Below are 25,538 nucleotides of genomic sequence, written 5' to 3'. Positions count from 1 at the left end.
CAGTAAGCTCGGCGGCGATGAACGCCACGCCCCAGCACCGCGACGATCACGAAGCCGCCCTCGCCGCCAACAGCCGGCTCGTGCGGGATTTCGGCCTGCTGATCAAGTCCGCCACCCGCCTGGAACAGCGGATCGACAGCGCGCTACGGCGGGAGTGCGGGGTCAGTCACACCATGCTTGAGGTGCTGATACGGCTCTGGCGCCACCCCGGCGAGGAGATCTCCCAGCGGCAGCTGGCCGACGACCTCACCCTGACCAGCAGTGGCACCACTCGGCTGATCGACCGTATGGAGGGGGCCCGCCTGGTCCGCCGCGTCCCGTCACCCGGGGACCGGAGGGTGGCCCTGGTGGAACCGACCACCGAGGGACGCACGACGTTCCTGCGTGCGGCGGCCGTCCACGCCCGGATGGTCGAGGAGTACTTCGTCAAGCCACTGGCGGCCGACGACTACGCACGGATGACCAGTGCACTGAGCGAGATCACCAGGGCGCTTCGCGACGACGCGGGGTGAGGGTCACCGAGGAACGCATCGAAGAGTAGGGGTGCTGGCCGACAGGTGCACCGTGCCCGCCGTGGTGATCTTGTTGCAATCACCCGGGAGATTTGTGTGAGCCCCCGCACGGCGTGATCACGGACTTGATCGACCCCGCCTGCCGCACATGACAGTTCCTCTGCCAGGGCCCAGGAGTCCGAAGGAAGAAGCCAATCCGCCGGTCCTGGTCGCCAGGTCCTTTCGGACAGCGTCTACGAGCAGATCAAGGCCATGGTCATGGACCATGAGATCGCTCCTGGCGCACGCGTGGGGATCGAAGCGCTGTCGCGTGCCCTCGGTGTCTCGCCCACGCCCGTCCGTGAGGCGCCGGCCAGGCTGGAGTCCGACGGACTTGTGGTGAAGAGATCACTCTCCGGTCACCGTGCGACCGAGTTGCTGACCCACGAGGGCCTCGAGGAGCTCTTCGAAATGCGGCTACTCCTGGAACCGAGAGCGGCGGCGCTCGCCGCCGTCAACGCCACCGAGGAGCAACTCGACGTCATCGAGCGGCTTGTGGAGGAGATGCAGACTCATCCGGGACCGACGGGGCGGTACGCGGATTACCGCGACTTCGCTGCTCTCGACCAGCGGTTTCACGACGCGATCGCGGTGGCCTCGCAGCGTCCGCTGCTCGCCGATGCGGTGGAACGGCTCCACTCCCATCTGCATGTCTTTCGATTGAGAAGCGTCAGGAGCGCCGACGACCCAACGCTCACGGAACATGAACGTGTCGTACGCGCGGTACTGCGCCGCAAGCCCGACCGCGCCGCAGAAGCCATGGCGGAGCACCTCACACCCAGCCTTCAGCGCCAGCTCAGCCAGGACCGGAAGCCCTGAGACCACCACGCTGGTTCGGTGCTGACTTTCAAGGCGAAGCTGCAGCAAAACCGTTGGTCCCAGATCTGATCGAACACTCACGTCAAGCCCGCCCGTGTGCCTCCTGCGAGCGTCGTGACAGCGAGTCGATGACCACCGCGGCGAAGAGCACCCCGCCCGTGATCACGAACTGGAGGGCGGCGGGAGTGTCCGTGATCGCCATGCCTGAGGCGATCGACTGGATGACCAGGATGCCGAGCACGGCGGACCAGGTCGTACCGCGTCCTCCGAACAGACTGGTGCCACCGATCACGGCTGCCGCGATGACATTGAGCAGCAGGACGCCCGAGCCTGAACTCTGGCTCACCGAGGTGATGCGCGAGGCCAGGAACAGGCCGCCGACCGCGGCCATGGTCCCCGAGACCGCGAGCACCGCGGTCTGCACCCGCGTCACACTGACACTGGCTCGACGGGCTGCTTCGACACCGCCGCCGAGTGCGTAGACGTACCGCCCGTAGTGCGTGCGGCGGAGAACGACGTCGAGGCCGGCCACCACCACGAGGAAGATCAGGAGGGCGAGTGGCAGGCCCTGGAACTGGTTGAGCACATACGCGGAGGCGAACGCGATCACCGCGACCGCTCCCGTGCGCACCGCGATTCCCCCGAGCGAGCGGTGCGGCATGCCGGCGACCGTGCGGCGCCGCCTGCCCAGGTAGGACACGAGGAACACCATGCCCGTGCTGACCGCCGCGAGTCCGTAGGCGGCGCCGTCGTTGGTGAAGTAATAGCTGGTCAGCTTGGCGACGAGCCCGTCCTCGTCGAGGTTGACGGTGCCGCTGTTCCCGAGGATGGAGAGCATGACGCCGTTCCAGGTGAGCAGCCCCGCGAGTGTGACGACGAACGCCGGTACCCGGGTCTTGGCGAAGGAGAAGCCCTGGACGGTCCCCGCCGCGGTACCCGCGAGCACCGCGAGGATCAGGGCAAGCCATTCCGGCACGCCGTTGTTCACGTTCAGAACGGCGAAGACAACCGCCGCCAGGCCGCTGATCGAGCCGACCGACAGATCGAGCTCACCGATCAGCAGCACGAAGACGATGCCGACCGCGATCAGACCCGTGCCCACGATGTCCACGCTGAGATTGGACAGGTTCCGGGGTGAGAGGAAGTTTTCGTTGAGGGCCTCGAAGGTGATCCAGACCGCGGCGAGGACGAGGACGACGGGGAGCGAGCCCACTTCACCGGCGCGCAGCTTGCGCCGGAAGACGGCTACCCAGCCCTCCACGGCATGGGCGACGGCCCGCGCGCGGTGCGGCTGACGGGCCTCGGCGGTGGGTGCGGCGGGTTCGGCCCGCGTGCTGTCCGCCCTGTTGCGCATCTCTTTCACCACCCCGCCTCCTGGTGGGCCACCCGGCGGGGCGCATTCTCCGACGCGCCGGTGATGGAGGAGATGATCTGTTCGTGAGACGTGGTGTTCACGTCGAAGAAGCCGTTGTTACGACCGAGCCGTAGCACGGCGGCCCGGTCCGCGAGGGCTTTCACGTCGCCCATGTTGTGGCTGATGAGCAGTACTCCCATACCGCGGTCACGCAGCTGGTCGACGATGTCCAGGACCTCGGTGGTCTGCTCGATTCCCAGCGCTGCGGTCGGTTCGTCCAGGAGGAGGATCCGCGGGTCGCCGAGGAGCGAGCGAGCGATGGCGACGGTCTGCCGCTGGCCGCTGGACAGCGAGACGACGGGGCCGCGCAGATCGGGGACACCCCTGGTCAGGCGTTCCAACAGGTGTCTGGTGCGGCGCTCCATCTCCATCTCGTCGAGGAACCCGAAGCTGCGGATCTCCCGTCCGAGAAACAGATTGCCGACCACATCGAGGTTCCCGCACAGCGCGAGGTCCTGGAAGACGGTGGCGATGCCGAGATCCCGGGCGTCGTGGGGGCGCCTGATATGGACCGTCCGGCCCTCCCACTCGATGACGCCCTTGTCCGCGGGGGCGACGCCGGAGATCACTTTGACCAGGGTGGATTTGCCGGCACCGTTGTCGCCCAGAAGAGCGACAACTTGCCCGGCGTGAACCTCCAGCTCGATGTCCGCGAGGACCTCGACGACGCCGTAGCGCTTGCACACGCCATGCAGCGCCAGCAAGGGGGGAGCCGGCACGGAAACCATCTCCTTCCCGGGGCACCGACCTGGTCGCAACCTCACTGTCAGGTCAGCCCGGCCTTGTCGCAGGCGGCCCTGAGCTGGGGGGTGCAGATCTGCTGGATCGTGTACGCGCCGTCCCGCACCAAGGTGTCCTTGATATTGCCGACGGTCACGGACACCGGGGTGAGCAGGACGGCCGGAACCGCCTTCACACTGGGGGTCCTCACGTTGCTCGTGGCGACCCGGTCGAGGCTTTCACCGCGGGCCGCGGCCACGGCCATGGCGCCGCCGGCGGAAGCCTCGGGTCCGAAGGGTTTGTAGACGGTCATGTACTGAGAGCCGCCGACAATGCGCCGCACGGCTCCGAGTTCGGCGTCCTGGCCGGTGACCGGGGGCAGCGGGTCGACCTTGTTCGATTTGAGGGCGGAGATGCTGCCGGCGGCAAGGCCGTCGTTGGCGGCGTAGACCCCGTCGATGTTGTCGGGGCCGAGGGCGGCGATGGCGCCGGACATGTTCACGTGCGCAGCCTCCGTCCTCCACTGGAGTGTGTCGTACGCCTTGCCGATCTTCACCTTCCCGTTGAGTACGGACAGTGCGCCCTTCTTGAACGACACCGCGTTGGGGTCGCTGGGATCGCCGTTCATCATGACGATCTGGGCGCCGGGCACCTCGTCGCCCATGGCCTTCAGCAGTGCTCTGCCCTGGAGCCTGCCGACTTCCTCGCCGTCGAAGGAGACATAACCCGAGATCGGGCCCTCGGCGAGGCGGTCGTAGGCGATGACCGGGATATTCGCTTCGTGCGCCTTCTTGACCTCAGGGCCGAGCGATTTGGCGTCCACGGCCACGAGCACGATGGCATCGACCCCTTTGGTGATCATCGAGTCCATCTGTGCCTGCTGGGTGGCGACATCGTTCCTGGCGTTGACGTGCTCGACGGTGCAGTCGGCGCACAGTTCCTTGATCTTCTTCTCGAGCAAGGGCCTGTCCTGTGTCTCCCAACGAGCTGTGGTGGAGTCCGGCAGCAGCACCCCGATCTGCGGCGCGTCTCCCCCGGGGGAGACGTTCCCGGCGCCCGACCCGCAGGCCGCGAGGGCAATGGCCGTCGAGACCGCGGTCATGGCGATGGCCGCGTCCCGGATACAGGCCTTCATGTGAGAGACCTCCCTACCAGCCTCTCCCGTCGCGCCTGGCCGGCGCGGTGCGCGGTGCCGCGCGTGGGGAAACGGCTCGCGTGCAGGGTGGGCGTCGAGGGGCGTGTGCGGCCGGACGGGCCGTAGGGGACACGTGTGACGCGGCGCGATGGCACGGGCCGTGTCGAGGTTGAGCCGGGCGGCGATGTCGGCATGGAGATCCGGGCGAACGCAAGTCCGCGCCCTCAAGGGCAGCTGTGGCCCCGCCGGTCGCGGTACGGCCTCGCCCGTCCCGGCGAGGTGGGGACTCGGCCCGACCAGCCCGGCATCGGCGGCTCCCTCGTAGAGCATGGCGACACCCGGCCTCCTCACCATGCCACGCATGCTGTCGGCAAGAGGTCCAGCAGCCGACAGCCGGCCACGATGCCGACGCCCGTTGTCCGCCTGGAACGTATCGCGTGGACGTGGCAAGACGACCACGTCGTCAGTGTGGCACCGGCCGCGGTGATCTGCGAACGCAGCGGCTCCGGCCGCCGGGGTTCGGCTCCCGTGGCGGGCCGCCCTCCCGCGGATGATTGCATGTGCATGCAATCCCGCATACGGGTGTTTCATCAGCAATAAAGTAGATCTGTCCAGTTACTGCATATATGCGACTCTGGTAAGTGGATGCCCCGATCTCAACCTGTTGGCACCTGCGGCATGGACGGGAGGAAGGTTGCGGACATGCCTCATGACGGCCGTGCCCCGGCCGGGGTCTCGGAGCCGCGGGTATCCGAGGCCCACGCCGCCGACACCGGCTCATCGCCTCCGGTGCCAGACACCGCCGCGAGTGATCGGGCCCTGACGTTCGCCGGAGCGGCGCTGGCGGCGGTCTATGTGCCCGGTGCCGGGGAGGAAGCGCTTCGGTTGGTGGAAGCGGCCGGATGTGCCACTTCCGAGTGCGGGCTGCCGGTGTGTCTGCCCCTGTCCGGTCGCTCACCCGCGGCGCACGCCTTCCGCATCCACCGGCCACTGTGGCTGAACCCCGCGGCGCTTGCCTCCTACTCGGAGGGCGGGCCCACGCCACCGCGACCGGAGGCGTCGCTCGGTGCGCTGCCACTCGGGACGGAGGGCAGGCGGCTGGGCTGCCTCGTCGTCGTGGGCGCTTCGGCGGACGGCTTCGAGGCCGAGCAACGGCGCTTCCTCGAGCGGTACGCCAACGCGGTCGCCGACATGCTCCAGGCCGGGGCCAGCCGGCCCACGCCGTCGTCGCTGCTGAGTCCCGCCCTGCGGAGTCTGCGCGTCGGCTCCTTCGCCCTGGTGCCGGACACCGGCCTGATCGAGGCGGACGAGACGCTGCTCAAGCTGGTCGGCATCACGCCGGATCACTTCGACGGCAAGGCGGACACCCTGCTCGCGCACGCCCTCCCGGAGGACATGCCCGCGCTGATGTCGATCCTGGATCCGTCCACTCAGGCGTTCGGCCGGCGGGAGCTGGAGTTCCGAGTCCGCCGCCCCACCGGCGAAATGCGCTGGCTGAGCCTGAGTTGCCGGGTGGTGGTGAGCACCGACGACCGGCCCGAGCAGGTGCTGGGCATGGTGACGGCGACCTCGGTCCTGCGCCGGGGCGCCGACGACGTTTCCAGGATCCAGTGGCTGACCGCCGTACTCGACGATGCCGCAACAGTCCCTGACGTCGGCCGAGTTGTGGTCACCGCGCTGCGTGAGCCGCTGGGCGCCGACCGGGTGGCGCTCGCCGAGTTGCAGGACGACCGGCTCATGGTCACCGTGCTCGACCCGCCGCAGCCCGCCGCCTGGCCGGAGACATGGCGTTCGGAGTGGCGTTCGGAGTGGCCCAACGCGCCGGTCAGGGCCCTGCCCACCCTTCAGATGGCGCTGCAGGACGGACGCATGGACCTGTGGCCCGCCGGCTCAGCCTTCGAACCCGGACTCGCGGGCATCGGCACCGGAGGTCTGGCCGTCCTGCCGCTCCCCGCCAAGGGCCGGATCGCCGGCGTATGCCTGGTCGGATGGGATCAGCCGCACGAGTTCGTCCCCGAGGAGCGGTCCCTGCTGACCGCCACCGCGGCGCTGGTCGGGCAGGCCCTCAAGCGGGCGCACGCGCACGACGCCGAGGAGGAGCTCGCGACGATGCTGCAGCGCAGTCTGCTGCCCCGGCGCCTCCCCGAGCTGCCCGGGGGAACCGCCGTCGCCCGCTATCTGCCCGCCAGGCGGGGGTTGCAGGTGGGCGGTGACTGGTACGACGTCATAGCCCTCTCCGAGGATCGGGTGGGGCTGGTCATCGGTGACGTGCAAGGACACAGTGCCGGAGCCGCGACGATCATGGGGCAGATGCGTACCGCGGTCAGGGCGTACGCGGTGGAGGGGCACCCGCCCGACGTGGTCGTCTCGCACGCCAACCGCCTCCTCGTCGGTATGGAGACCGATCTGTTCGCCACCTGCTGCTATGCCGAACTGGACATGGATGAGGGCAACATCCTGTTCGTCCGGGCCGGGCACCTGTCACCGTTGATACGCCACCCCGACGGCAGCACCGAGGAGGTGCAGGTCGAGGGTGGGCTCCCGCTGGGCGTTTCCCTGGACGCGGAGTTCCCCATGACCGCGGTCGCACTGGCCCCCGGATCGGTGCTCGCCCTGGTGACCGACGGCCTGGTCGAGGCCCACGACCTGCCTCTGGACGAGGGCATGCACCGGACGCGCACCGCGCTCGCCGCGGGCGATCCGGCGGATCCGGAGCAGATGGCCGACGGGCTGCTCGGCGACATCGGCCGTCGCGAGGACGACGTGGCGCTGTTGCTGATGCGCTACGACGGCATGAAGACCCGGCCGATACGGGTCGGCTGGGTGGTGTGGCGGCTGCCCGACGCCGTCATGCACGCCCGCCGTTTCACCGCGCGCACTCTGCGGCGGTGGAACGTCGAAGAAGTGGGCGATGCGGTGCTGCTGGTCGTGTCCGAACTTGTCACCAACGCCCTGGTGCACACCCAGGGCCCGGTCCGCCTCGACCTGATGCTCCGCGGGGACCGGGTGCGAGTCAGCGTGAGCGACTCCTCGCCGCGTGCGCCCGCCAAGCCGGTGATCGTGGACTGGGAGTCGACCGGCGGCCGCGGTCTGCTTCTGGTCGAAGCCATGTCGGAGTCCTTCGGCTCGGTGCCGGTGGCCGGCGGCAAACAGGTGTGGAGCGAGATCGTCGTGCCGCGGCGCGAGCCGGCTCTTGCGGACTCGGGGCCCCGAACGGAGCAGGGGGGTCTGCGATGAGGCCCCGTACGTGCCATGTCGTCGCGGCGCTCGTCGCGGGGCTCCTGACGATGTCCCTGACCTCCTGCGAAAGGGAGAACCGGGCGGCCGCGGACAGCTTCACCGTCGGCCTGCTGCTCCCGAGCCGAGCGGTTCCCCGCTTCGAGCGTTCCGACAAGCCGCTGATCGAGAAGCGGCTGAAGGAGCTGTGCCCCCACTGCGCCCTGGAGTACGCCAACGCCGAGGACGACGCGACGATGCAGCGGCAACAGATGATGTCCATGATCACCAAGGGGGTCAGGGTTCTGATCCTCGACGCCGCCGACACCCGGGCGCTCCGCTCCTCGGTCCAGGAGGCACACAACGCGGGTGTCCCGGTCGTCGCCTACGACCGGCTCGCCGAAGGCCCGATCGCGGGTTATGTCAGTTTCGACGGCGCGCAGGTCGGCAGGCTCCAGGGCGAGGCGCTTCTGAAGGGCATGGGCGACAAGGCGAGCGGCGGGAACATCGTCATGATGAACGGCGATCCGACCAGTGCCAACGCCGCGTGGTTCAGGAGGGGCGCGCTGTCCGTCATCACAGGCAAGGTGAACATCGCCCGGTCGTACGACATCGTGGGCTGGAGCACGCAGAACGCCCACGCCAGCATGGCCGCCGCCGTCGCGGCCCTCGGCCCGGACCGGATCGGCGGTGTCCTGGCGGCCAATGACGGGATAGCCGCAGGCGTCATCTCCGCTCTCAAGAGCGCCCGTGTCGGCAAGCTCCCTCCCGTCACCGGCCAGGACGCCGACCTCGACGCCGTGCGGCGCATCATCAAGGGCGAGCAGTACATGACGGTCTACAAACCGTTCAGGACGGAAGCCGCCGCGGTCGCCTCCATGGCCGTCGCCCTGGGGCGCGGCGAGGGTCTCCGTGACATCGCCACGACGACGACCGACAGCCCCACCACCCGGCACATCCCGTCCGTCCTGCTCACTCCGAGAGCGGTGACGGTCGGCAACATCAAGCAGACACTCGTCAAGGACGGCGTCTACACCATCGACCAGATCTGCACCGGGCAGCTCCGGCCCGCCTGCGACAAGGCCGGACTTGGGCGGTAGACGATCCGCTTACATGATCAAAGTGGCGAGGAGTTAGCATGTGAGCGCCGCCTAGCTCGAAAGATAAATCTGTGACTGTCAACGAGGACTCGTTCACCAACTGGAAGAACCGTGAGGAGATCGCGGAGTCGATGATCCCGATCATCGGGAAGCTGCACAGGGAGCGTGACGTCACCGTCCTGCTTCACAGCCGCTCCTTGGTGAACAAGTCGGTGGTGAGCATTCTCAAGACTCACCGATTCGCCCGCCAGATAGCCGGGGAAGAACTCTCGGTCACGGAGACGCTGCCGTTCCTGGAAGCTCTCACCACGCTGGACCTCGGCCCGTCCCAGATCGACATCGGCATGCTGGCCGCGACGTACCGAGCCGATGGCCGCGGTCTGTCCGTGGAGGAGTTCACCACCGAGGCCGTCGCCGGCGCCACAGGTGCCAACAAGATCGAGCGCGGCGACGGTCGCGATGTCGTCCTCTACGGCTTCGGCCGCATCGGCCGCCTCGTCGCCCGCCTGCTGATCGAGAAGTCCGGCTCCGGCAATGGCCTGCGCCTGCGCGCCATCGTCGTACGCCAGGGCGGCGACCAGGACATCGTCAAGCGCGCCTCGCTGCTGCGCCGCGACTCCATCCACGGCCAGTTCCAGGGCACGATCACCGTCGACGAAGCGACGAACACGATCACCGCCAACGGCAACGAGATCCAGGTCATCTACGCGAACGACCCGTCGGAGATCGACTACACGGCGTACGGCATCAAGGACGCCATCCTCATCGACAACACCGGCAAGTGGCGCGACCGCGAGGGCCTTTCGCAGCACCTGCGCCCCGGCATCGACAAGGTCGTCCTGACCGCGCCCGGCAAGGGCGACGTCCCCAACATCGTGCACGGCGTCAACCACGACACGATCAAGCCGGACGAGCAGATCCTGTCCTGCGCGTCCTGCACCACCAACGCGATCGTCCCGCCGCTGAAGGCGATGGCGGACGAGTACGGCGTGCTGCGCGGCCACGTGGAGACCGTCCACTCGTTCACCAACGACCAGAACCTGCTGGACAATTACCACAGCGCGGACCGTCGCGGCCGTTCGGCGCCGCTCAACATGGTCATGACCGAGACCGGAGCCGCCTCCGCCGTCGCCAAGGCGCTGCCCGACCTCAAGGCGCCGATCAGCGGCAGCTCGATCCGCGTCCCGGTGCCGGACGTCTCGATCGCGATCCTCAGCCTGCGGCTCGGCCGCGAGACCACCCGCGAAGAGGTCCTCGACCACCTCCGCGACGTGTCGCTGAACTCGCCGCTCAAGCGTCAGATCGACTTCACCACCGCCCCCGACGCGGTCTCCAGCGACTTCATCGGCTCGCGCCACGCCTCGATCGTCGACGCCGGCGCCACCAAGGTCGACGGCGACAACGCGATCCTCTACCTCTGGTACGACAACGAGTTCGGCTACTCCTGCCAGGTCATCCGCGTCGTCCAGCATGTCTCCGGGGTGGAGTACCCGACGTACCCGGTCCCCGTCCCGGTGGCCTGATCTTCGTGGCCTGATCCCGGTGGGCTGACGCTCACTTGACGCTCGTTCCATGGGGCGTCAAGTGAGCCGCCAGGAGTTCTCAACCGTCGGCGGGGCGGGGCACGAGGTCGGTGACCTGCTGGCGGACCACTTCCCAAACCGTGGAGTGAAGTGCGCCGATGGCCGTACGGCGCAGGTCGTCGAGGGCCTGTTCGGAGTCGGCGGTGCACTCGGTGCTCTCGCTGAGCACCTCGTAGCCGTCGCGGACGGCGACGCGAAGGCGGGTTCCTCCGCCGTCGGCGGCGTGCAGAGCGGCGGCGACGAGTGGCGGCGGATCACCCGCTTCGCCCGCCAGCTTGCGGAATCCACTCGCGATGGGTGCGCGCCAGCGGAGGCTGAGCAGCAGGGGGCTCTTGGCCAGAACCTCGGCCAGGTCGGTCTCGTAGAAGCTGTCAGGTTCCAGGACCACGGCACGGGCGTCCAGGACGAGTGCCGCGGGCAGCAGGTCGCGCAGCGTGCTGCCGACGATGTTTCCACCGACGGTGGCCGTACGGCGCACGGCTCCGGTTCCCACGGTGGCGGCCGCCAGTCGCAGGGCCTGCGGTACGCGGTCGTCGATCCGGTTCAGCACCACGGCCGCGCCCAGCGCCTCCCGCCCGATCGCATTGGCTTCCGGCAGCTCACGCAGCGACATGGCGTGCTCGGGGAAGCCGTCCCGCTGCCAGTTGGCCCACACGAGCGTCGCGCCGCCTATCGGCACCGCCCCCTCAGCCATGCACTCCTGTGCTTCGGAAACGGACGTGGGCAGACGCAACAGCACGGCAGCCGACCTGCTTTCTGGGAAACTGGCGGCCGGGTACGCGATACCCCAGCCACATGACCGTCGACATGGCGCATTTTCCCCGGGCACGCGGGGGCGCGTACAGGGCTCACTCCTTCCCCCGGTGCGCCCCTCGCACACGAGGTGCACTGTGGATCTTTCCCCGCGTCTTCAAGCGCGGTTCAGCGACCCTCGGCGCCGAACACCCCCAGGATGCGCTCTGCGGCAAGCGTGGCCGTCAACTCCCCTTCCCGCACCTGCTGTTCGAGGCCAGGGGCGAGGGCGCGTACGGCCGGGTCGGCGTGCAGACGGCCGAGGAGTTCGTCGCGGACCATCGTCCACGTCCAGTCCACCTGCTGGTCGCGGCGCTTGGCGGCGAGGCGGCCGGTGGAGTCGAGGAGCGTGCGGTGCTGTTCGAGGCGTTCCCAGACCGTGTCGAGGCCCGTTGACTCGCGCGCGCTGCAACTCAGCACGGGTGGCGTCCAAGCGGCGTCCATCGGGTGCATCAGGCGCAGGGCGCCCGCCAGTTCGCGTGCCGCGGCGCGGGCGTCACGTTCGTGCGGCCCGTCCGCCTTGTTGACGGCGATGACGTCCGCCAGTTCCAGGACGCCCTTCTTGATGCCCTGCAACTGGTCCCCCGTACGGGCGAGGGTCAGGAGCAGGAAGGAGTCGACCATGTTCGCGACCGCGGTCTCGGACTGACCGACGCCGACCGTCTCCACCAGGACCACGTCGTAACCGGCCGCCTCCATCACCACGATCGACTCGCGGGTCGCCTTGGCGACCCCGCCGAGCGTGCCCGCGGTGGGGGAGGGGCGTACGAACGCCGCCGGGTCGACGGCCAGGCGCTCCATCCGGGTCTTGTCGCCCAGGATCGACCCGCCCGTCCGGCTGGAGGACGGGTCGACGGCGAGCACCGCGACCCGGAACCCGAGCGAGGTGAGCAGCGTGCCGAACGCGTCGATGAAGGTCGACTTGCCCACACCGGGCACGCCGCTGATGCCGATCCGCCGGGCCCGCCCGCTGTGCGGCAGCAGCTCGGTGAGCAACTCCTGCGCCAGGGCACGGTGCTGGGGCCTCGTCGACTCGACGAGCGTGATGGCACGCGCCACCAGCGCCCGCTTCCCGTCGAGTACGCCCTTCACATAGGTGTCGAGATCGAGTGCCATCGGATCAGACGTCGTGTCCGAGATTGACCGCCAGCCGCTGCACCAAGTCGTACGCCGCGTCCGGGATCACCGTCCCGGGCGGGAAGACGGCCGCCGCGCCCATCTCAAGGAGTGTGGGCACGTCCTGCGGCGGAATCACCCCACCGACCACGATCATGATGTCCTCGCGGCCCTCCGCCGCCAGCTCCTCCCGAAGCGCCGGTACGAGGGTCAGGTGCCCGGCGGCCAGCGAGGACACCCCGACGATGTGCACGTCCGCCTCGACGGCCTGGCGGGCCACCTCGCCCGGGGTCTGGAACAGCGGGCCGACGTCGACGTCGAAGCCGAGGTCGGCGAAGGCGGTGGCGATCACCTTCTGGCCGCGGTCGTGGCCGTCCTGGCCCATCTTGGCGACCAGGATGCGGGGGCGGCGGCCCTCGGACTCCTCGAAGGAGTTCACCAGCGTGCGGGTGCGTTCGACGGACGGGGACTCGCCGGCTTCGGTGCGGTACACACCGGAGATCGTACGGATCTGGCTCGCGTGCCGCCCGTACACCTTCTCCAGGGCGTCGGAGATCTCGCCGACGGTGGCCTTCGCGCGGGCCGCGTTCACGGCCAGCTCCAGCAGGTTGCCGGTGCTTTCGGCGGCCCGGGTCAGCGCGTGCAGCGCGTCCTGACAGGCCTGTTCGTCGCGCTCGGCGCGCAGCCGGCGCAGCTTCTCGATCTGCTGGGTGCGTACGGAGGAGTTGTCGACCTTGAGGACGTCGATCTGCTCGTCGGTCTCCACGCGGTACTTGTTGACGCCGATGACCGGCTGGCGTCCGGAGTCGATCCGGGCCTGGGTGCGGGCCGCGGCCTCCTCGATGCGCAGCTTGGGGATGCCCGCGTCGATGGCCTTGGCCATACCGCCCGCGGCCTCGACCTCCTCGATGTGCTGCCAGGCCCGGCGCGCGAGGTCGTACGTCAGCTTCTCGACGTAGGCGCTGCCGCCCCACGGGTCGATCGCCCGGGTCGTGCCGGACTCCTGCTGGATCAGCAGCTGCGTGTTGCGGGCGATGCGCGCCGAGAAGTCGGTGGGCAGGGCGAGCGCTTCGTCGAGGGCGTTGGTGTGCAGCGACTGGGTGTGGCCCTGTGTCGCCGCCATCGCCTCCACACACGTACGCGTCACGTTGTTGAACACGTCCTGCGCGGTCAGCGACCAGCCGGAGGTCTGCGAATGAGTGCGCAGGGAAAGGGACTTGGCGTTCTGCGGGTCGAACTGCCTGACCAGCTTGGCCCAGAGCAGCCGTGCCGCCCGCATCTTGGCGATCTCCATGAAGAAGTTCATGCCGATCGCCCAGAAGAAGGAGAGCCGGGGCGCGAACGCGTCCACGTCCATCCCCGCCGCCCGCCCCGCCCGGATGTACTCCACTCCGTCGGCGAGCGTGTACGCCAGCTCCAAGTCGGCCGTCGCACCTGCCTCTTGGATGTGGTAGCCGGAGATGGAGATGGAGTTGTAGCGCGGCATCCGCTGCGAGGTGTACGCGAAGATGTCGGAGATGATCCGCATCGACGGCTTCGGCGGATAGATGTAGGTGTTGCGGACCATGAACTCCTTGAGGATGTCGTTCTGGATGGTCCCGGCCAACTTCTCGGGCGGTACGCCCTGTTCCTCCGCCGCCACGATGTACAGCGCCAGAACGGGCAGAACAGCCCCGTTCATGGTCATCGACACGGTCATCTTGTCGAGCGGGATGCCGTCGAAGAGCTGCCGCATGTCGTAGATCGAGTCGATCGCCACGCCCGCCATGCCGACGTCACCGGTCACCCGCGGGTGGTCACTGTCGTAGCCGCGGTGGGTGGGCAGGTCGAAGGCGACGGACAGGCCCTTCTGGCCGGCCGCCAGATTGCGCCGGTAGAAGGCGTTGGACTCCTCGGCGGTGGAGAAGCCCGCGTACTGGCGGATGGTCCAGGGCTGGTTCACGTACATCGTCGGGTACGGGCCGCGCAGATACGGGGCGACACCCGGGTAGGTGCCCAGGAAGTCCAGGCCCTCCAGGTCCTGCCCGGTGTAGAGCGGCTTGACCGCGATGCCCTCCGGGGTCTCCCAGAGGAGGTCGTCGCCACCGGTGGCCTTCTTGACGGCGCTGCGCCATTCGTCGGTGCCGGCGTCGGCGGTCGGGACGCCCAGCTCGATCCCGGAGAAGTCAGGGATGGGCATCAGGACACTCCCATGCGGTCGAGGGTGGCGGAGAGCACGGCTACGGCGTCACAGCCCGCGAAGACGTAGGCGTCGACACCCGGGTACTGCCCGGGGCGCCCGGCGAGGAACACCTGTGCGGCGCCTGCCGACTTGAGGGATGCGGCGACCTCGGCGGCCCGCTCCTCATAGAGCGGGTCGCTGGAGCACAGGCAGACCTCGGTGGCACCGCTGTCCTCGAACGAGCCCTCGGTGACGGGCTCGATGCCACCCGCCTGGAACAGGTTCGAGGCGAAGGTGAGACGCGCGGTGTGGGCGGCGGCGGGGCCGAGGGCGGCCAGGAAGATCCGCGGCCGGGAGCCGGTCGCCGCGAGGTGGGCGTCGGAACGGGCCCGCAGTGCCTCGTACGCCTCGTCGCGCCGCACGCGCGGCAGCCCGCCGGACGGCTGTACGGGGGCGGGTTCGCGCTCCACGAGGCGCTCGGCGAGGTTCGGGAACTCGCTGACCCCGGTGATGGGTTCGCGTCGCTTGGCGAGCTTCGCGCTGCGCGCCGCCCAGGTGTCGGCGAGGTCCTGGCGGAGCCGGCCGGAGCGCAGGGCCGCCGCCTGGCCGCCCTCCTGCTCGATCCGCTGGAAGAACTCCCAGCCCGCGTGGGCGAGTTCGTCCGTGAGCCGTTCCACGTACCAGGAGCCCCCGGCCGGGTCGATCACCCGGGACAGATGCGACTCCTCGACCAGGATCGTCGAGGTGTTGCGCGCGATCCGGCGCGCGAACGCGTCGGGCAGGCCGAGCGCATGGTCGAAGGGCAACACGGTGACGGCGTCGGCGCCGCCCACCCCTGCGGCCAGCGTCGCGACCGTCGTGCGCAGCATGTTCACCCACGGGTCGCGGCGGGACATCATCACCGGCGAGGTCACCGCGTGCTGCACCTGTGAGCCCGGGGCCCCGCAGACCTCGGCGACCCGCGCCCAAAGCCTGTGCGCCGCACGCAACTTGGCGATGGTGAGGAACTGGTCGGCGGTGGCCGCGTACCGGAACTCCAGCTGGGCGGCGGCCTGTTCGACGGTCAGTCCCGCCTCGGTCAGCGCGCGCAGATAGGCGACACCGGTCGCCAGCGAACTGCCCAGCTCCTGGGCCGCCGAGCCGCCGGCCTCGTGGTACGGCAGCGCGTCCACGGTCAGCGTCCGCAGCCCCGGGTACTCCTCGGAGCACCGTCGCGCGAGAGCGGCGACGGGTGCGAAGTCGAAGCTGTCGTCTCCCGTACGGGCCTCGAAGCCCAGCGGGTCGGCTCCCAGGTTGCCGCGCGCCGCCTCCTTGGCGACCCCGCGCTCCCCGTACAGCCGTAGCAACTCGCGTGCGGCGGGCTCCACTTCGCGTCCCGCGTCGAGAACGACGGGCGCCAGGTCGAGATAGACACCGTCGAGGACCCGGCCGAGCGACGAAACCGGGATCCCGCCCTCGCCCATGACCAGCCAGAGCGAGGTGACGCCGTTCTCCAGGTCCGCGACGACCGCGTCGCCGTCGGCGGCCGTGTGCTGCTGCCGTACGTCCCAGCCGCCGAGGGTGTTGCCCTCGGCCCGGCCGCCCCGGACGAAGGGAGCGAAGCCGGGAAGGCCGGGATCGGGCGCGGAGTCGTGCGCGGTATAGAGGGGGCGGGCGCGCAACCCGTCCTCCAGCGCGGTGGACAGAGCGTCCTCGGCTGCGTCGTCCGAGACTTCCTTGCCGGACTTGCGCAGTACACCCGCCACCAGGCGTTGCCACTGTTCATGTGTCGCGTCAGGGAACTCGGCGGCCAGCGAGAGCCCGTCGTCAGGCAGGACCGTCATGCTCGGATGCTAGGCCAGAACCGCAGGTGAGCAGCAGGGGACGCGGCTGTGACCTTGCCCTCTCCGGGGTGGCCTTGATAGCCGGGACGGGTGCGTACTAGTAGGAGGTGTTGCGTGGATCACAGCACCACCACCGAAGCGGACACATCACCTGCGGAGCGGTAGCGAGACCCGGGCCGGGGCGGTCAGCTCAGGGAGGCGGCGGACGGGACGACGACGCCGTACAGGTCCTCGATCGTCGCCAGCGCGCTGTGGTGGACCTGCTCGGCGGACACCTCGGCAACCGTCGTCCGCAGGGGCCTAGTCGCGCAGGCGTCGGCGACGACGGTGGGCCGGTTGCCGCGCAGGAACGCGCCCTGGGCGGTGAATGCCACGCACATGTGTGTCATGAAGCCGGCGATCACGACGTCCTTGTTCCCGGCGGCGTCCACGCGGTCGGCCAGGTCGGTGTCGAGGAAGGCGTCGGGCACCTGCTTGACGACGACGGCCTCGCCTTCGACAGGGGCGGCCTTCGGGTGGATCCGGCCGATCTCGGCCCGGATGTCGTACGGGGTGCCCTCGCCGCCGTCGTTGATGACATGGATGATCCGCGCACCCGCTTCCCTGGCCCGGGCCAGCAGCGCCGCGCCGGCGTCGAGCGCGTCCTGCCACCCGTCCAGCTCCATCACCCCCTGGGTGTAGGTGTTCTGGTAGTCGATCAGGATCAGCGTCGCGGACGCGAGTGAGGCCGGCGTCTGGTCGAAGCCGTTGAGTTCCCGCAGAGTCGTCGTAGGCATGGCTGCACCTCGTGCTGGATGGAGGGAAGAGGTCACCGAGCGGTGACACAACCCACGCTACGAACCCGATCCGCATGGCGGCAATGTCACGTAACTTGCAGATACCGACATCGGGGCGGGCGCCGGTACCCGCCTACCCGCCCACCGGCCTGCCCGCCCACCACTCGGCACCCCTGCCCGCCTCCCTGGACGGAGCGCCCATGCCCGCCTCTCCGGACGGAGCGCCCCTGCCCGCGGCCGGCATCAGCCGGTTCGTCGTCGTTCTCCTCTTCGCCGGCGTCGACCTCCTCGACGTCACCGGCCCACCCGAGGTGTTCGCCCTGCTCCAGCGCGAAACCGGCGACACCACCTGCTACCAGGTGGTCCTGGCCGCCGAAACCATGGACCCCGTCACCACCTCGGCCGGGGTGCGCGTCCTCCCGGACATCACCTTCGAGGAGGCCGCCGCGAGAAGCATCGACACCCTCATGGTTCCCGGGGCGGTCGAAGTCGACGACCAACGCGGCGTCCACGCCCTCACCGATCCCACCGTGGTCCACTGGGTGAAGACACTCGCCGGCCGGACACAGCGCATCGCGTCCGTCTGTGTGGGAGCGCACATCCTCGCGGCCGCCGGACTGCTCGACGGCAGACGCGCCACCACCCACTGGTCGACCGCGCGGCAACTCGCCGCCGACCACCCCTCCGTCGAGGTCGACGCCGACCCCATCTTCATCCGCGACGGCCATGTCTGGACGGGCGCGGGCATCACCGCCTGCCTCGATCTGTCGCTCGCCCTCGTCGCCGAGGACTTCGGCGAGGCCGTCGCGCTGCGCGTCGCCCGGCAGCTCGTGATGTACCTGAAACGGCCCAGCGGGCAGAGCCAGTTCAGCGTCCCCATCGAGCCCGTCTCGACCACCCGGCGCATGGACGATCTCCGGCACCACATCGCGCGGCACCTCGCCGATCGCCTCACCGTGGCCGATCTCGCCCAGCACGCCCATGTGAGCGAACGGCAGTTGACCCGGATCTTCAAGACGGAACTCGGTATGACCCCGGCCGTCTACATCGAGTCGGCCCGGGTGGAAGCGGCACGGAACCGACTCGAATCCACGGATGACACCCTCGAACGGGTGGCGTCCGTCTGCGGGTTCAACACGATCGACACCCTGATCCGGGCGTTCCGCCGGAAGCTCAACACGACGCCGACGGAGTACCGTAGCCGGTTTCGGCATTCCAGGACGTGAGGAGTGACAGCGTGGGTGGAGACGGCGCGACGACGGTGCTGGTGACCGGCGGCAGCGGGTTCGTCGGCAGCCATCTGGTCCGGCGGCTGCTGGAGCGGGACTACCGGGTGTGCGCCACCGTACGCAGCGTGGCGAACACGGCGAAGGTGTCGCCGTTGAGGGAGATGCAGGACGCCTTTCCCGGCCGACTCGCCCTGTCCGAGGCGGACTTGCTGACGGAGGGCTCCTTCGACGAGGCGATGAGCGGCTGCCGCGTGGTCTTCCATGTGGCGTCGCCGTTCCTCATGCCCGAGAAGATCAAGGACGGCCGCAGGGACATGGTCGACCCGGCCCTGATCGGCACGCGCAACGTGCTGGCGAGCGTGGAGAGGACCGCGACGGTCGAGAAGCTGGTCTTCACGTCCACGGTGGGCGCGGTCTTCGGCGACTACATCGATGTGCTGGACATGGACGGCGAGGTGCTGTCGGAGAAGTACTTCAACACCACCAGCACGGCGGAGAACAACCCGTACCACTACGCGAAGACGGTCGCGGAACGCGAGGCATGGGCGGCGGAGGCGGCCCAGGACCGCTGGCGCATGGTGTCCGTCAACCCCGGCCTGATACTGGGCCCGTCGCTGACCCCCATGTCGGAGTCCGGCAGCCTGTTCCTGCTCGACGAGCTGTTCAAGGGCTACTTCTTCTACGGTGCACCGGACTTCAGCTTCACGACAGCCGATGTGCGCGACGTGGCCGACGCGCACATCGCGGCGGCGGAGAACCCCGCGGCGAAGGGCCGTTACATCGTCGCGGCGGAGACGATGACCTCCTTCCACGAGATGTCCCGCATCATCCGCACCCGCTACCCCCGCGATCTCCGGCTGCCCCGTACCGCGCTCCCGCACTGGCCGGTACGCGTCCTGGGCCCGGCCTTCGGTCTGACCCAGGACTACATCCGCAAACACCTCGGCATCCGGTTCCGGGTGGACAACAGCAGGAGCGCGCACGAACTGGGCCTCACCTACCGCCCGATCGAGGAGACCCTCCTGGACCACTACGAAGCGTGGCGGCGGCAGCGAGGGGCGAACTGAAGGCGTCGGGCCCTGTGACACCCCGGACGCGCGGGATCAAGCGTGCGAGGTCCGGCCCACGACGAGCCGGATCGCGCTGATCGTGAGGTCGGGGTCGTGGACCTGCACGTAATGGTCGCTGCCCGTCGCGAGCAGGTGAGGGGTCTGCGGTGCCAGGTCCACCAGCGTCTGCTGCACCCGGGGCCAGGCCGCCTCCAAGCGCGCCAGCAGCTGTTTCGGGGTTCCCGCCGGGGCGGCGAAGGGTTCCGTCTTGCTGAGAACGGCGAGCGGCACCTTCGGCAGCGGACCGGCACGGTCGACCGCCGTGACGGCGCCGCCGATGTCGACGGTCTCGAATGCCGGGTCGTTGTCGAAGGGCGTGCCCGGATGGTTGAGCAGCCGCACGTACGCGGCCCAGTCCGTGCCGAAGAGCGGCTCGATGTCCGTACCGAACGAGTCGACGAAGACGAGACCGCCGACCCGCTCCGGATGCTGCTGCGCGTACAACCGCGTGATCATTCCCCCGAAGGAGTGGCCCACCAGCAGGTAGGGGCCGGGCACGTGCCCCGACGTCAGCACTTTGTCCAGGTCGCGGGCCATGTCCTGGAGCGAGCGCGTACCGGCCATCGGGGTGCTGCGCGTGGTGAGAGCCGGGGGTTCGGTGTACCGGACCGTGCCGGGCCGGTCGTAGGCGCAGACACGGGTGAACTCCGCGACGCCCGGGAAGACCGCCGGGGCCTTCGGTACGGGCGGGCGGGTGTCCGTGATGCTCCAGGTGTCGGAGGAGTCGTGGAGCCCCGACTCCAGGACGACGGTCGGACTGCCGCTTCCCCGGCAGTGCAGATAGAGCTTCCGGCCACCGCCGATGTCCACCTGCCGAGTCACGTCACCGCTCGCCGCGGTCGCCGCCGCGACCGCGGAGGCGGTCGCTGTCTCCGTCACGGCGCGGGCGGCCGGGAGGGTGTCACAGCCGGACAGCAGCATCAGCGCCGCGGCGGTCGGCGCCAGCATCCCGACGGGCAGGCGTTGTCGCATGGCCTCAGCCTGACCGGGGGCGCTGCCGTCCGCCACCGAGCCGGTGGCGGACGGCAGCCGAACGCCCGGCTGAACGAAATCAGTTGTTCCAGCTCTCGTCGTACGGGTCGCGCGGCGTCGGCACCGGCCTGGCCTGGCTCACCTTGAGGAACGGGATGATGCCGCCATTGACGGGATCCTTGGTCCGCTTGCTGGTGTAGGTGCCGGTGACTTCGAGCCAGGTGTCGGGCTGGAGGACGGGCGGAATCCGTCCGGACAGGCCGATCTTGACGGGCTGGGCGTCTGCGGCGCAGCAGTTCAGGGCCATGCGGACCAGGTAGGGCGTACCGCTGCGGTCGAGGGCCACGAAGCCGGTGATCTTGATCCGCCGGTCGCCGAGGGAGCGCCCGTGGTCGTAGGCGGCGCGGCCGGCGTAGTCGACCAGGCCGAGCGGGATCGGGTCGCCGGCGGGGAGGGCGGGGTAGCCGAACGGTGCTTGCAGGGCCGTGCCGGTGCGCATGGCGCTGTAGGAGCCCAGGGCGGGCGGGGCGACCAGGATCAGGGCGAGCAGCGGGAGGATGAGAAGCCAGGAGATACGCGGTTCACGGTGTCCGTGTCCGTGCCCGTGCCCGTGCTCATCGCCATGGCTGTCCCCAAGGTCGTCCCCAAGGCCGTCCCGGTGGCTGTCTCCGTCTCCGCTCCCGTCTCCCTCCACGTGTACGTCGTCGTCCTCGGCCTTGGGCAGGCCGTCTCCCTGTGCCGAACGCGCCCCGCGCAGCCAGCGCATCCCACGCCCCGAACGTCCCGCCCGCACCTCGTACCAGACCGTGGCCACAGCCGCGACGATCAGCACCACGCCCGCTCCGAGCAGCAAGGGCTGCAACCCCGCCTTGACGTACCGCAGATAGAGATCGGTGCTGCCCGCGTGCAGCACCGCGGCGCCGACCAGGAAGAGGACCGCCGCCTGCGCCTGCCGGTTCACAGCAGCACCGTCCCGACCAGGACCGACATGAGGATCGCCAGGGCGAAGGTGGTGGGGGCGAACCGGAGGGCGAATCCGCGGCCGAACGTGCCGACCTGCATGGCGAACAGCTTGAGGTCGATCATCGGTCCGACGACGAGGAACGCCAGCCGTGCGGTGAGCGAGAACTGGGACAGCGACGCGACCACGAACGCGTCCGCCTCCGAGCAGATCGACAGCAGCACGGCGAGGACCGCCAGGGCGAGGACCGACACCGCGGGGTTGCCGGCCGCGGCGTGCAGCCAGCTCGCCGGTACGACGGCCTTGAGTGTGGCCGCGGCCATCGCGCCGACGACGAGGAACCCGCCGGCGTGCATCACGTCGTGCCGTACGGACCCCCAGAACGCCGCCCCCTTTCCGAGGCCCTCGTGCGCCGGGCGGGCCGGTGGGCGCAACCAGTCCGTGCGGCCGAGGCGTTGCCACAGCCACCCCATCGCGCACGCCACGAGCAGACTCGCCACGAACCGGGCGAGGACCATCTCCGGATTACGCGGAAACGCCACAGCGGTGGCGGTCAGCACGATCGGGTTGATCGCGGGAGCGGACAGCAGGAACGCCAGCGCCGCCGCCGGCGTGACGCCCCGGCGTACCAGCGCCCCGGCCACCGGCACGGAGGCGCACTCGCAGCCGGGCAGGATCGCACCTGCCATCCCGGCGACCGGCACCGCGAGGGCGGGCCGGCTGGGCAGCGCGCGGGCGAAGAACGACGGCGGGACGAACACCGCGATGACCGCCGACAGCAGCACACCGAGGACGAGGAAGGGCAGGGCCTGGATCACCACCGCGACGAACACGGTCATCCAGCTCTGCATCACCGGCGCCGACAGCGCCCGGCGCACCGTCCCCTGCAATGCGACCACCAGGAGCAGCAGCATGGTCAGGACGAGCGGGGAGTTGAACTGCCAGCCCCGCCAGCCCTGCCGGTCGGCCGCCTCGCGGTGGTCGACCGGGGGCGGGGCTGCCTTGGTGATGGTCACGGGTGAGGTACCTCCGGTAGGGAAGGGCTCGGTGGCTGGTGCCCCTCGACCTTGAGTACGCCGGTTCGGGCACAGCTTCTCACCGCGAGTCCCGGTGAATCGGCGAGCCCCGCGAATCGGCGCATCCCACCTCCGCGGGCCGATGCCGGTCCGCTCATGTCTCTTGACGGTCCCAGGCGGTCGGCCTACCCTCCACTGAACACGTCTAGACAGGTAGGTCGACGATGGCAGATTCCCTGGATTCCCTCGACAGCAGATCCGCCGGCCGGCAGCTCCAGGTGGAGACGCACGGGCTCGACGTGATCGGCGACGCCGAGCGCAAGGGCACCCCGCGGACGCTGTTCTGGCCCTGGTTCGGGGCCAACGTCTCGATCCTGGGCCTCAGTTACGGCGCCTTCGCGCTCGGCTTCGGCATCTCCTTCTGGCAGGCGCTGGCCGCCGGAGTCATCGGCATCGTCTTCTCCTTCCTCCTCTGCGGCTTCATCGCGGTGGCGGGCAAGCGGGGCTCCGCGCCGACGATGGTGCTCAGCAGGGCGGCCTACGGCGTACGGGGGAACCGGCTGCCCTCGGTGATCTCGTGGATACTGACCGTCGGCTGGGAGACCGTGCTCACGGCGCTCGCCACGATGGCCACAGCGACCGTCTTCGGGCGGCTCGGCTGGGGCGGCGGCACCCAGACCAAGGTGGTCGCCCTGATCCTGGTGGGCGCGCTGATCGTGGTCGGCGGGGTGATGGGCTTCGACCTGATCATGCGGCTGCAGACGGTCATCACGGTCGTCACCGGCGTACTCACCGTCGTCTACATAGCGCTGGTCGCCGACCACATCCACTGGCACACCGTCAGCTCCGTACCCGCGGGCTCCGCGCAGGAGTTCATCGGCGCCCTGGTCTTCATGATGACCGGCTTCGGACTCGGCTGGGTCAACGCCGCCGCCGACTACTCGCGCTATCTGCCGCGCTCCTCCTCCAGCCGGGGCGTGATCGGCTGGACCACCTTCGGCGCCTCGGTGGCACCGCTGCTCCTGCTGGTCTTCGGACTGCTTCTCGCGGGCTCCTCCGAAGACCTCAGCAAGGCCATCGCCATCGACCCGATCGGCGCGCTGACCACGATCCTGCCGACCTGGTTCCTGGTCCCCTTCGCCGTGGTCGCCGTGCTCGGCCTGGTGGGCGGCGCGGTCCTGGACATCTACTCCTCCGGCCTGGCCCTGTTGTCCGCCGGTCTGCGCGTGCCGCGCTATCTGGCGGCGCTCGTCGACGGTGTCTTGATGATCGCGGGCTCGGTCTACATCGTCTTCTTCACCGACAACTTCCTCGGCCAGTTCATCGGCTTCCTCACCACACTGGGCGTCCCCGTCGCCGCCTGGTGCGGGATCATGCTGGCCGACCTGGCGATGCGCCGCCGCCACTACGACGAGGGGGATCTGTTCCGTCCGGGCGGCCGCTACGGCGATGTCCCGCTGCAGCCGCTGCTGCTCACCCTCGCCGCCACCGCGCTCGGCTGGGGCCTGGTCACCAACTCCGCCGCGAGCTGGCTGGAGTGGCAGGGCTATCTGCTCGACCCGTTCGGACTCGGCGGCAAGACCGGCGCCTGGGCCTACGCCAACCTCGGCGTCCTGCTCGCGCTCGCCCTCGGCTTCCTCGGCACCCTGGCCCTCGGCCGCGGCCGGGTGCGCGCCCAGGAGCGACAGGACCCGAGCCCGGCGGCGAGCGAGCAGGTGGTCAGCGCGTGAGCACGGAGAACACACCGGCTGAGCGCGGGGCCCCGGGGACACCGCACGGCCTGCTCGCCGTCATCGACATGCAGCGTGTCTTCGCGGAGCCCGACAGCCCGTGGGCGACCCCGCGGTTCGAGGACGCGGCCGACGGCGTACGGCGACTGCTGCCGGCCTTCGGTGACCGCGTCACCTTCACCCGCTTCCTCGCGCCCGAGAAGCCCTTCGGGGCCTGGCGTGCGTACTACGACCAGTGGCCCTTCGCGCTCCAGCCGCCGCAGGCCCGGCTGTGGGAGCTGACGGACGAATTCGCCGCACGTGCCCAGCACTTGGTGGACGCCACGACCTTCGGCAAGTGGACCCCCGAACTGACCGAACGCCTGGGCACCGACGGACGGCTGGTCCTGGCCGGAGTCAGCACGGACTGCTGTGTGCTGTCCACCGCGCTCGCGGCCGCCGACGCCGGAGTCGAGGTGCTGGTGGTGGCCGACGCCTGCGCGGGCGTCGACGACGACTCGCACGCCAAGGCCCTCCAGGTGATGGACCTGTACCGGCCGCTGATCCGCGTCGTCACCGTGGACGAGGTGCTCGCAGGGGGCGCGGAATGACCGCGGTCCGGCTCAAGCACCAGCAGATCACCGAGGCGCTCGCGAAGGAGATCCGCAGCGGACACCGCCCGGCGGGGGAGCAGTTGCCGGGCGAGCACGCCCTCGCCCAGCGCTTCGGCGTCAGCCGCACCACCGTGCGGGCCGCGCTCGCCGAGCTGAACGAAGCGGGGCTGATCGCCACCCGCACGGGCAAGGGCTCGTACGTCCTCTTCGACGGCCGCCCGCTGGACGACCGGCTCGGCTGGGCGCACGCCCTGGCCGACCAGGGCATCGACACGCGCGTGCGGACCCTCGCCGTCGAGGAGGTCCACGACGAGGAGCTGGCCGGTCGGCTCGGCCTGGACACACCCGTGTTCATCCGGGTGGAGCGCACCCGGGAGCTGGTCGCGGACGGCTCCGTGATCTCGTACGAGCGCAGCTCCCTGCCGCCCGTTCCAGGTGTCCGGGAACTGCCGGAGCAAAGCCTCGGCGACCTCTCGCTCACCGAGGTGATGCTGCGGGCCGGACTGCGGCCGGACCACGGTGAGCAGCGTCTGGCCGGGCGGCGGATCGACGTCCGGGAGGCGGAGGTGCTGCGCCGCGCGCCGGGGGACTGGTTCCTCGACACGCGGCGCACGAGCCGCGCGGCCGACGGCTCGTTCGTCGAACATGTCGTGAGCCTGCTCGACCCCGACCACTTTCAGCTGTCCCTCGAATTCGGCTGACGCCCGGTACCTGCCCCCGAA

At 69.7% G+C, this 25,538-nt stretch carries 20 protein-coding genes and 1 pseudogene; 10 read left to right on the top strand and 11 right to left on the bottom strand.

Annotation, left to right across the window (positions count from 1 at the left end):
• Positions 1-17 precede the first annotated feature (17 nt).
• The gene (locus tag OG975_RS05420) at positions 18-512 is read left to right on the top strand and encodes a MarR family winged helix-turn-helix transcriptional regulator (RefSeq protein WP_406327820.1); all 495 of its coding nucleotides are present in this window, start codon (positions 18-20) and stop codon (positions 510-512) included.
• 216 nt (positions 513-728) lie between these two features.
• Positions 729-1,370, top strand: a pseudogene (locus tag OG975_RS05415) (GntR family transcriptional regulator); the annotation flags it as partial.
• Between the two features lie 82 nt (positions 1,371-1,452).
• On the opposite strand, the gene OG975_RS05410 reads toward OG975_RS05415, so the two are convergent.
• The 3 genes from OG975_RS05410 to OG975_RS05400 are packed head-to-tail and all read right to left on the bottom strand — an operon-like array spanning position 1,453 to position 4,639.
• Positions 1,453-2,724: a sugar ABC transporter permease gene (locus tag OG975_RS05410; protein WP_406336156.1), complete on the bottom strand. Its 1,272-nt coding sequence runs from the start codon at positions 2,722-2,724 to the stop codon at positions 1,453-1,455.
• Between the two features lie 5 nt (positions 2,725-2,729).
• On the bottom strand, positions 2,730-3,512 hold the full coding sequence (locus OG975_RS05405) for an ATP-binding cassette domain-containing protein (RefSeq protein ID WP_406327818.1): 783 nt from the start codon (positions 3,510-3,512) through the stop codon (positions 2,730-2,732).
• Positions 3,513-3,550: 38 nt separating this feature from the next.
• Complete coding sequence (locus OG975_RS05400; protein ID WP_406327816.1) at positions 3,551-4,639, bottom strand: substrate-binding domain-containing protein; 1,089 nt, start codon at positions 4,637-4,639, stop codon at positions 3,551-3,553.
• Between the two features lie 702 nt (positions 4,640-5,341).
• Between OG975_RS05400 and OG975_RS05395 the strand changes: the two genes are divergently transcribed.
• The 3 genes from OG975_RS05395 to OG975_RS05385 all read left to right on the top strand — a co-directional run bounded on the left by OG975_RS05395 (position 5,342) and on the right by OG975_RS05385 (position 10,478).
• A complete protein-coding gene (locus OG975_RS05395; protein ID WP_406327815.1) occupies positions 5,342-7,876 on the top strand; it encodes a SpoIIE family protein phosphatase in 2,535 nt (844 codons plus the stop codon).
• A complete protein-coding gene (locus tag OG975_RS05390; RefSeq protein WP_406327814.1) occupies positions 7,873-8,955 on the top strand; it encodes a sugar ABC transporter substrate-binding protein in 1,083 nt (360 codons plus the stop codon). The genes OG975_RS05395 and OG975_RS05390 overlap by 4 nt, the downstream gene beginning before the upstream one ends.
• A gap of 71 nt (positions 8,956-9,026) precedes the next feature.
• The gene (locus tag OG975_RS05385) at positions 9,027-10,478 is read left to right on the top strand and encodes a glyceraldehyde-3-phosphate dehydrogenase (RefSeq protein WP_406327812.1); all 1,452 of its coding nucleotides are present in this window, start codon (positions 9,027-9,029) and stop codon (positions 10,476-10,478) included.
• A gap of 79 nt (positions 10,479-10,557) precedes the next feature.
• Here OG975_RS05385 and OG975_RS05380 read toward each other — a convergent pair whose 3' ends face one another.
• The 5 genes from OG975_RS05380 to OG975_RS05360 form a co-directional block, all read right to left on the bottom strand.
• Positions 10,558-11,277 (bottom strand): FAD binding domain-containing protein, encoded by a 720-nt coding sequence (locus OG975_RS05380; protein WP_406327811.1) that lies wholly within the window; start codon positions 11,275-11,277, stop codon positions 10,558-10,560.
• A 182-nt stretch (positions 11,278-11,459) separates the two neighbouring features.
• Positions 11,460-12,446, bottom strand: a complete 987-nt coding sequence (gene meaB / locus OG975_RS05375; RefSeq protein WP_406327809.1) for a methylmalonyl Co-A mutase-associated GTPase MeaB — start codon at positions 12,444-12,446, stop codon at positions 11,460-11,462.
• Positions 12,447-12,450: 4 nt separating this feature from the next.
• Positions 12,451-14,625, bottom strand: a complete 2,175-nt coding sequence (gene scpA, locus OG975_RS05370; RefSeq protein ID WP_406327807.1) for a methylmalonyl-CoA mutase — start codon at positions 14,623-14,625, stop codon at positions 12,451-12,453.
• Positions 14,625-16,430: a methylmalonyl-CoA mutase family protein gene (locus OG975_RS05365; protein ID WP_406327806.1), complete on the bottom strand. Its 1,806-nt coding sequence runs from the start codon at positions 16,428-16,430 to the stop codon at positions 14,625-14,627. The genes scpA and OG975_RS05365 overlap by 1 nt, the downstream gene beginning before the upstream one ends.
• Positions 16,431-16,615: 185 nt before the next feature.
• Complete coding sequence (locus OG975_RS05360) at positions 16,616-17,206, bottom strand: isochorismatase family protein (protein WP_406327804.1); 591 nt, start codon at positions 17,204-17,206, stop codon at positions 16,616-16,618.
• A gap of 200 nt (positions 17,207-17,406) precedes the next feature.
• Between OG975_RS05360 and OG975_RS05355 the strand changes: the two genes are divergently transcribed.
• Both OG975_RS05355 and OG975_RS05350 read left to right on the top strand, forming a co-directional pair.
• Positions 17,407-18,432 carry a GlxA family transcriptional regulator gene (locus OG975_RS05355; RefSeq protein ID WP_406336154.1) on the top strand — a complete coding sequence of 342 codons (1,026 nt, stop codon included), beginning with the start codon at positions 17,407-17,409 and terminating at the stop codon, positions 18,430-18,432.
• 11 nt (positions 18,433-18,443) lie between these two features.
• Positions 18,444-19,502, top strand: a complete 1,059-nt coding sequence (locus OG975_RS05350; RefSeq protein ID WP_406327803.1) for an NAD-dependent epimerase/dehydratase family protein — start codon at positions 18,444-18,446, stop codon at positions 19,500-19,502.
• Between the two features lie 36 nt (positions 19,503-19,538).
• Here the strand turns inward: OG975_RS05350 and OG975_RS05345 are convergent, their stop codons facing one another.
• The 3 genes from OG975_RS05345 to OG975_RS05335 form a co-directional block, all read right to left on the bottom strand.
• Entirely contained in the window at positions 19,539-20,516 is a 978-nt protein-coding gene (locus OG975_RS05345) for an alpha/beta fold hydrolase (RefSeq protein ID WP_406327802.1), read from the bottom strand.
• A gap of 79 nt (positions 20,517-20,595) precedes the next feature.
• Positions 20,596-21,477 carry a TIGR03943 family putative permease subunit gene (locus OG975_RS05340; protein ID WP_406327800.1) on the bottom strand — a complete coding sequence of 294 codons (882 nt, stop codon included), beginning with the start codon at positions 21,475-21,477 and terminating at the stop codon, positions 20,596-20,598.
• Positions 21,474-22,493, bottom strand: coding sequence for a permease (locus OG975_RS05335; protein ID WP_406327798.1), 1,020 nt, complete (start codon positions 22,491-22,493; stop codon positions 21,474-21,476). Before OG975_RS05335 ends, OG975_RS05340 begins: the two co-directional genes overlap by 4 nt.
• A gap of 224 nt (positions 22,494-22,717) precedes the next feature.
• Between OG975_RS05335 and OG975_RS05330 the strand changes: the two genes are divergently transcribed.
• From OG975_RS05330 to OG975_RS05320, 3 genes are read left to right on the top strand one after another with little or no spacing between them, the layout of a single operon-like run.
• Positions 22,718-24,223 carry a purine-cytosine permease family protein gene (locus OG975_RS05330; RefSeq protein ID WP_406327797.1) on the top strand — a complete coding sequence of 502 codons (1,506 nt, stop codon included), beginning with the start codon at positions 22,718-22,720 and terminating at the stop codon, positions 24,221-24,223.
• Positions 24,220-24,813: a cysteine hydrolase family protein gene (locus OG975_RS05325; RefSeq protein WP_406327796.1), complete on the top strand. Its 594-nt coding sequence runs from the start codon at positions 24,220-24,222 to the stop codon at positions 24,811-24,813. Before OG975_RS05330 ends, OG975_RS05325 begins: the two co-directional genes overlap by 4 nt.
• Positions 24,810-25,517 (top strand): GntR family transcriptional regulator, encoded by a 708-nt coding sequence (locus OG975_RS05320; RefSeq protein ID WP_406327794.1) that lies wholly within the window; start codon positions 24,810-24,812, stop codon positions 25,515-25,517. Before OG975_RS05325 ends, OG975_RS05320 begins: the two co-directional genes overlap by 4 nt.
• Positions 25,518-25,538 lie beyond the last annotated feature (21 nt).

Origin of the sequence: Streptomyces sp. NBC_00203 (assembly GCF_045206325.1) — a bacterium.
GTDB lineage: Bacteria > Actinomycetota > Actinomycetes > Streptomycetales > Streptomycetaceae > Streptomyces > Streptomyces lutosisoli.
This window is presented reverse-complemented; position numbering and strand designations above follow the sequence as displayed.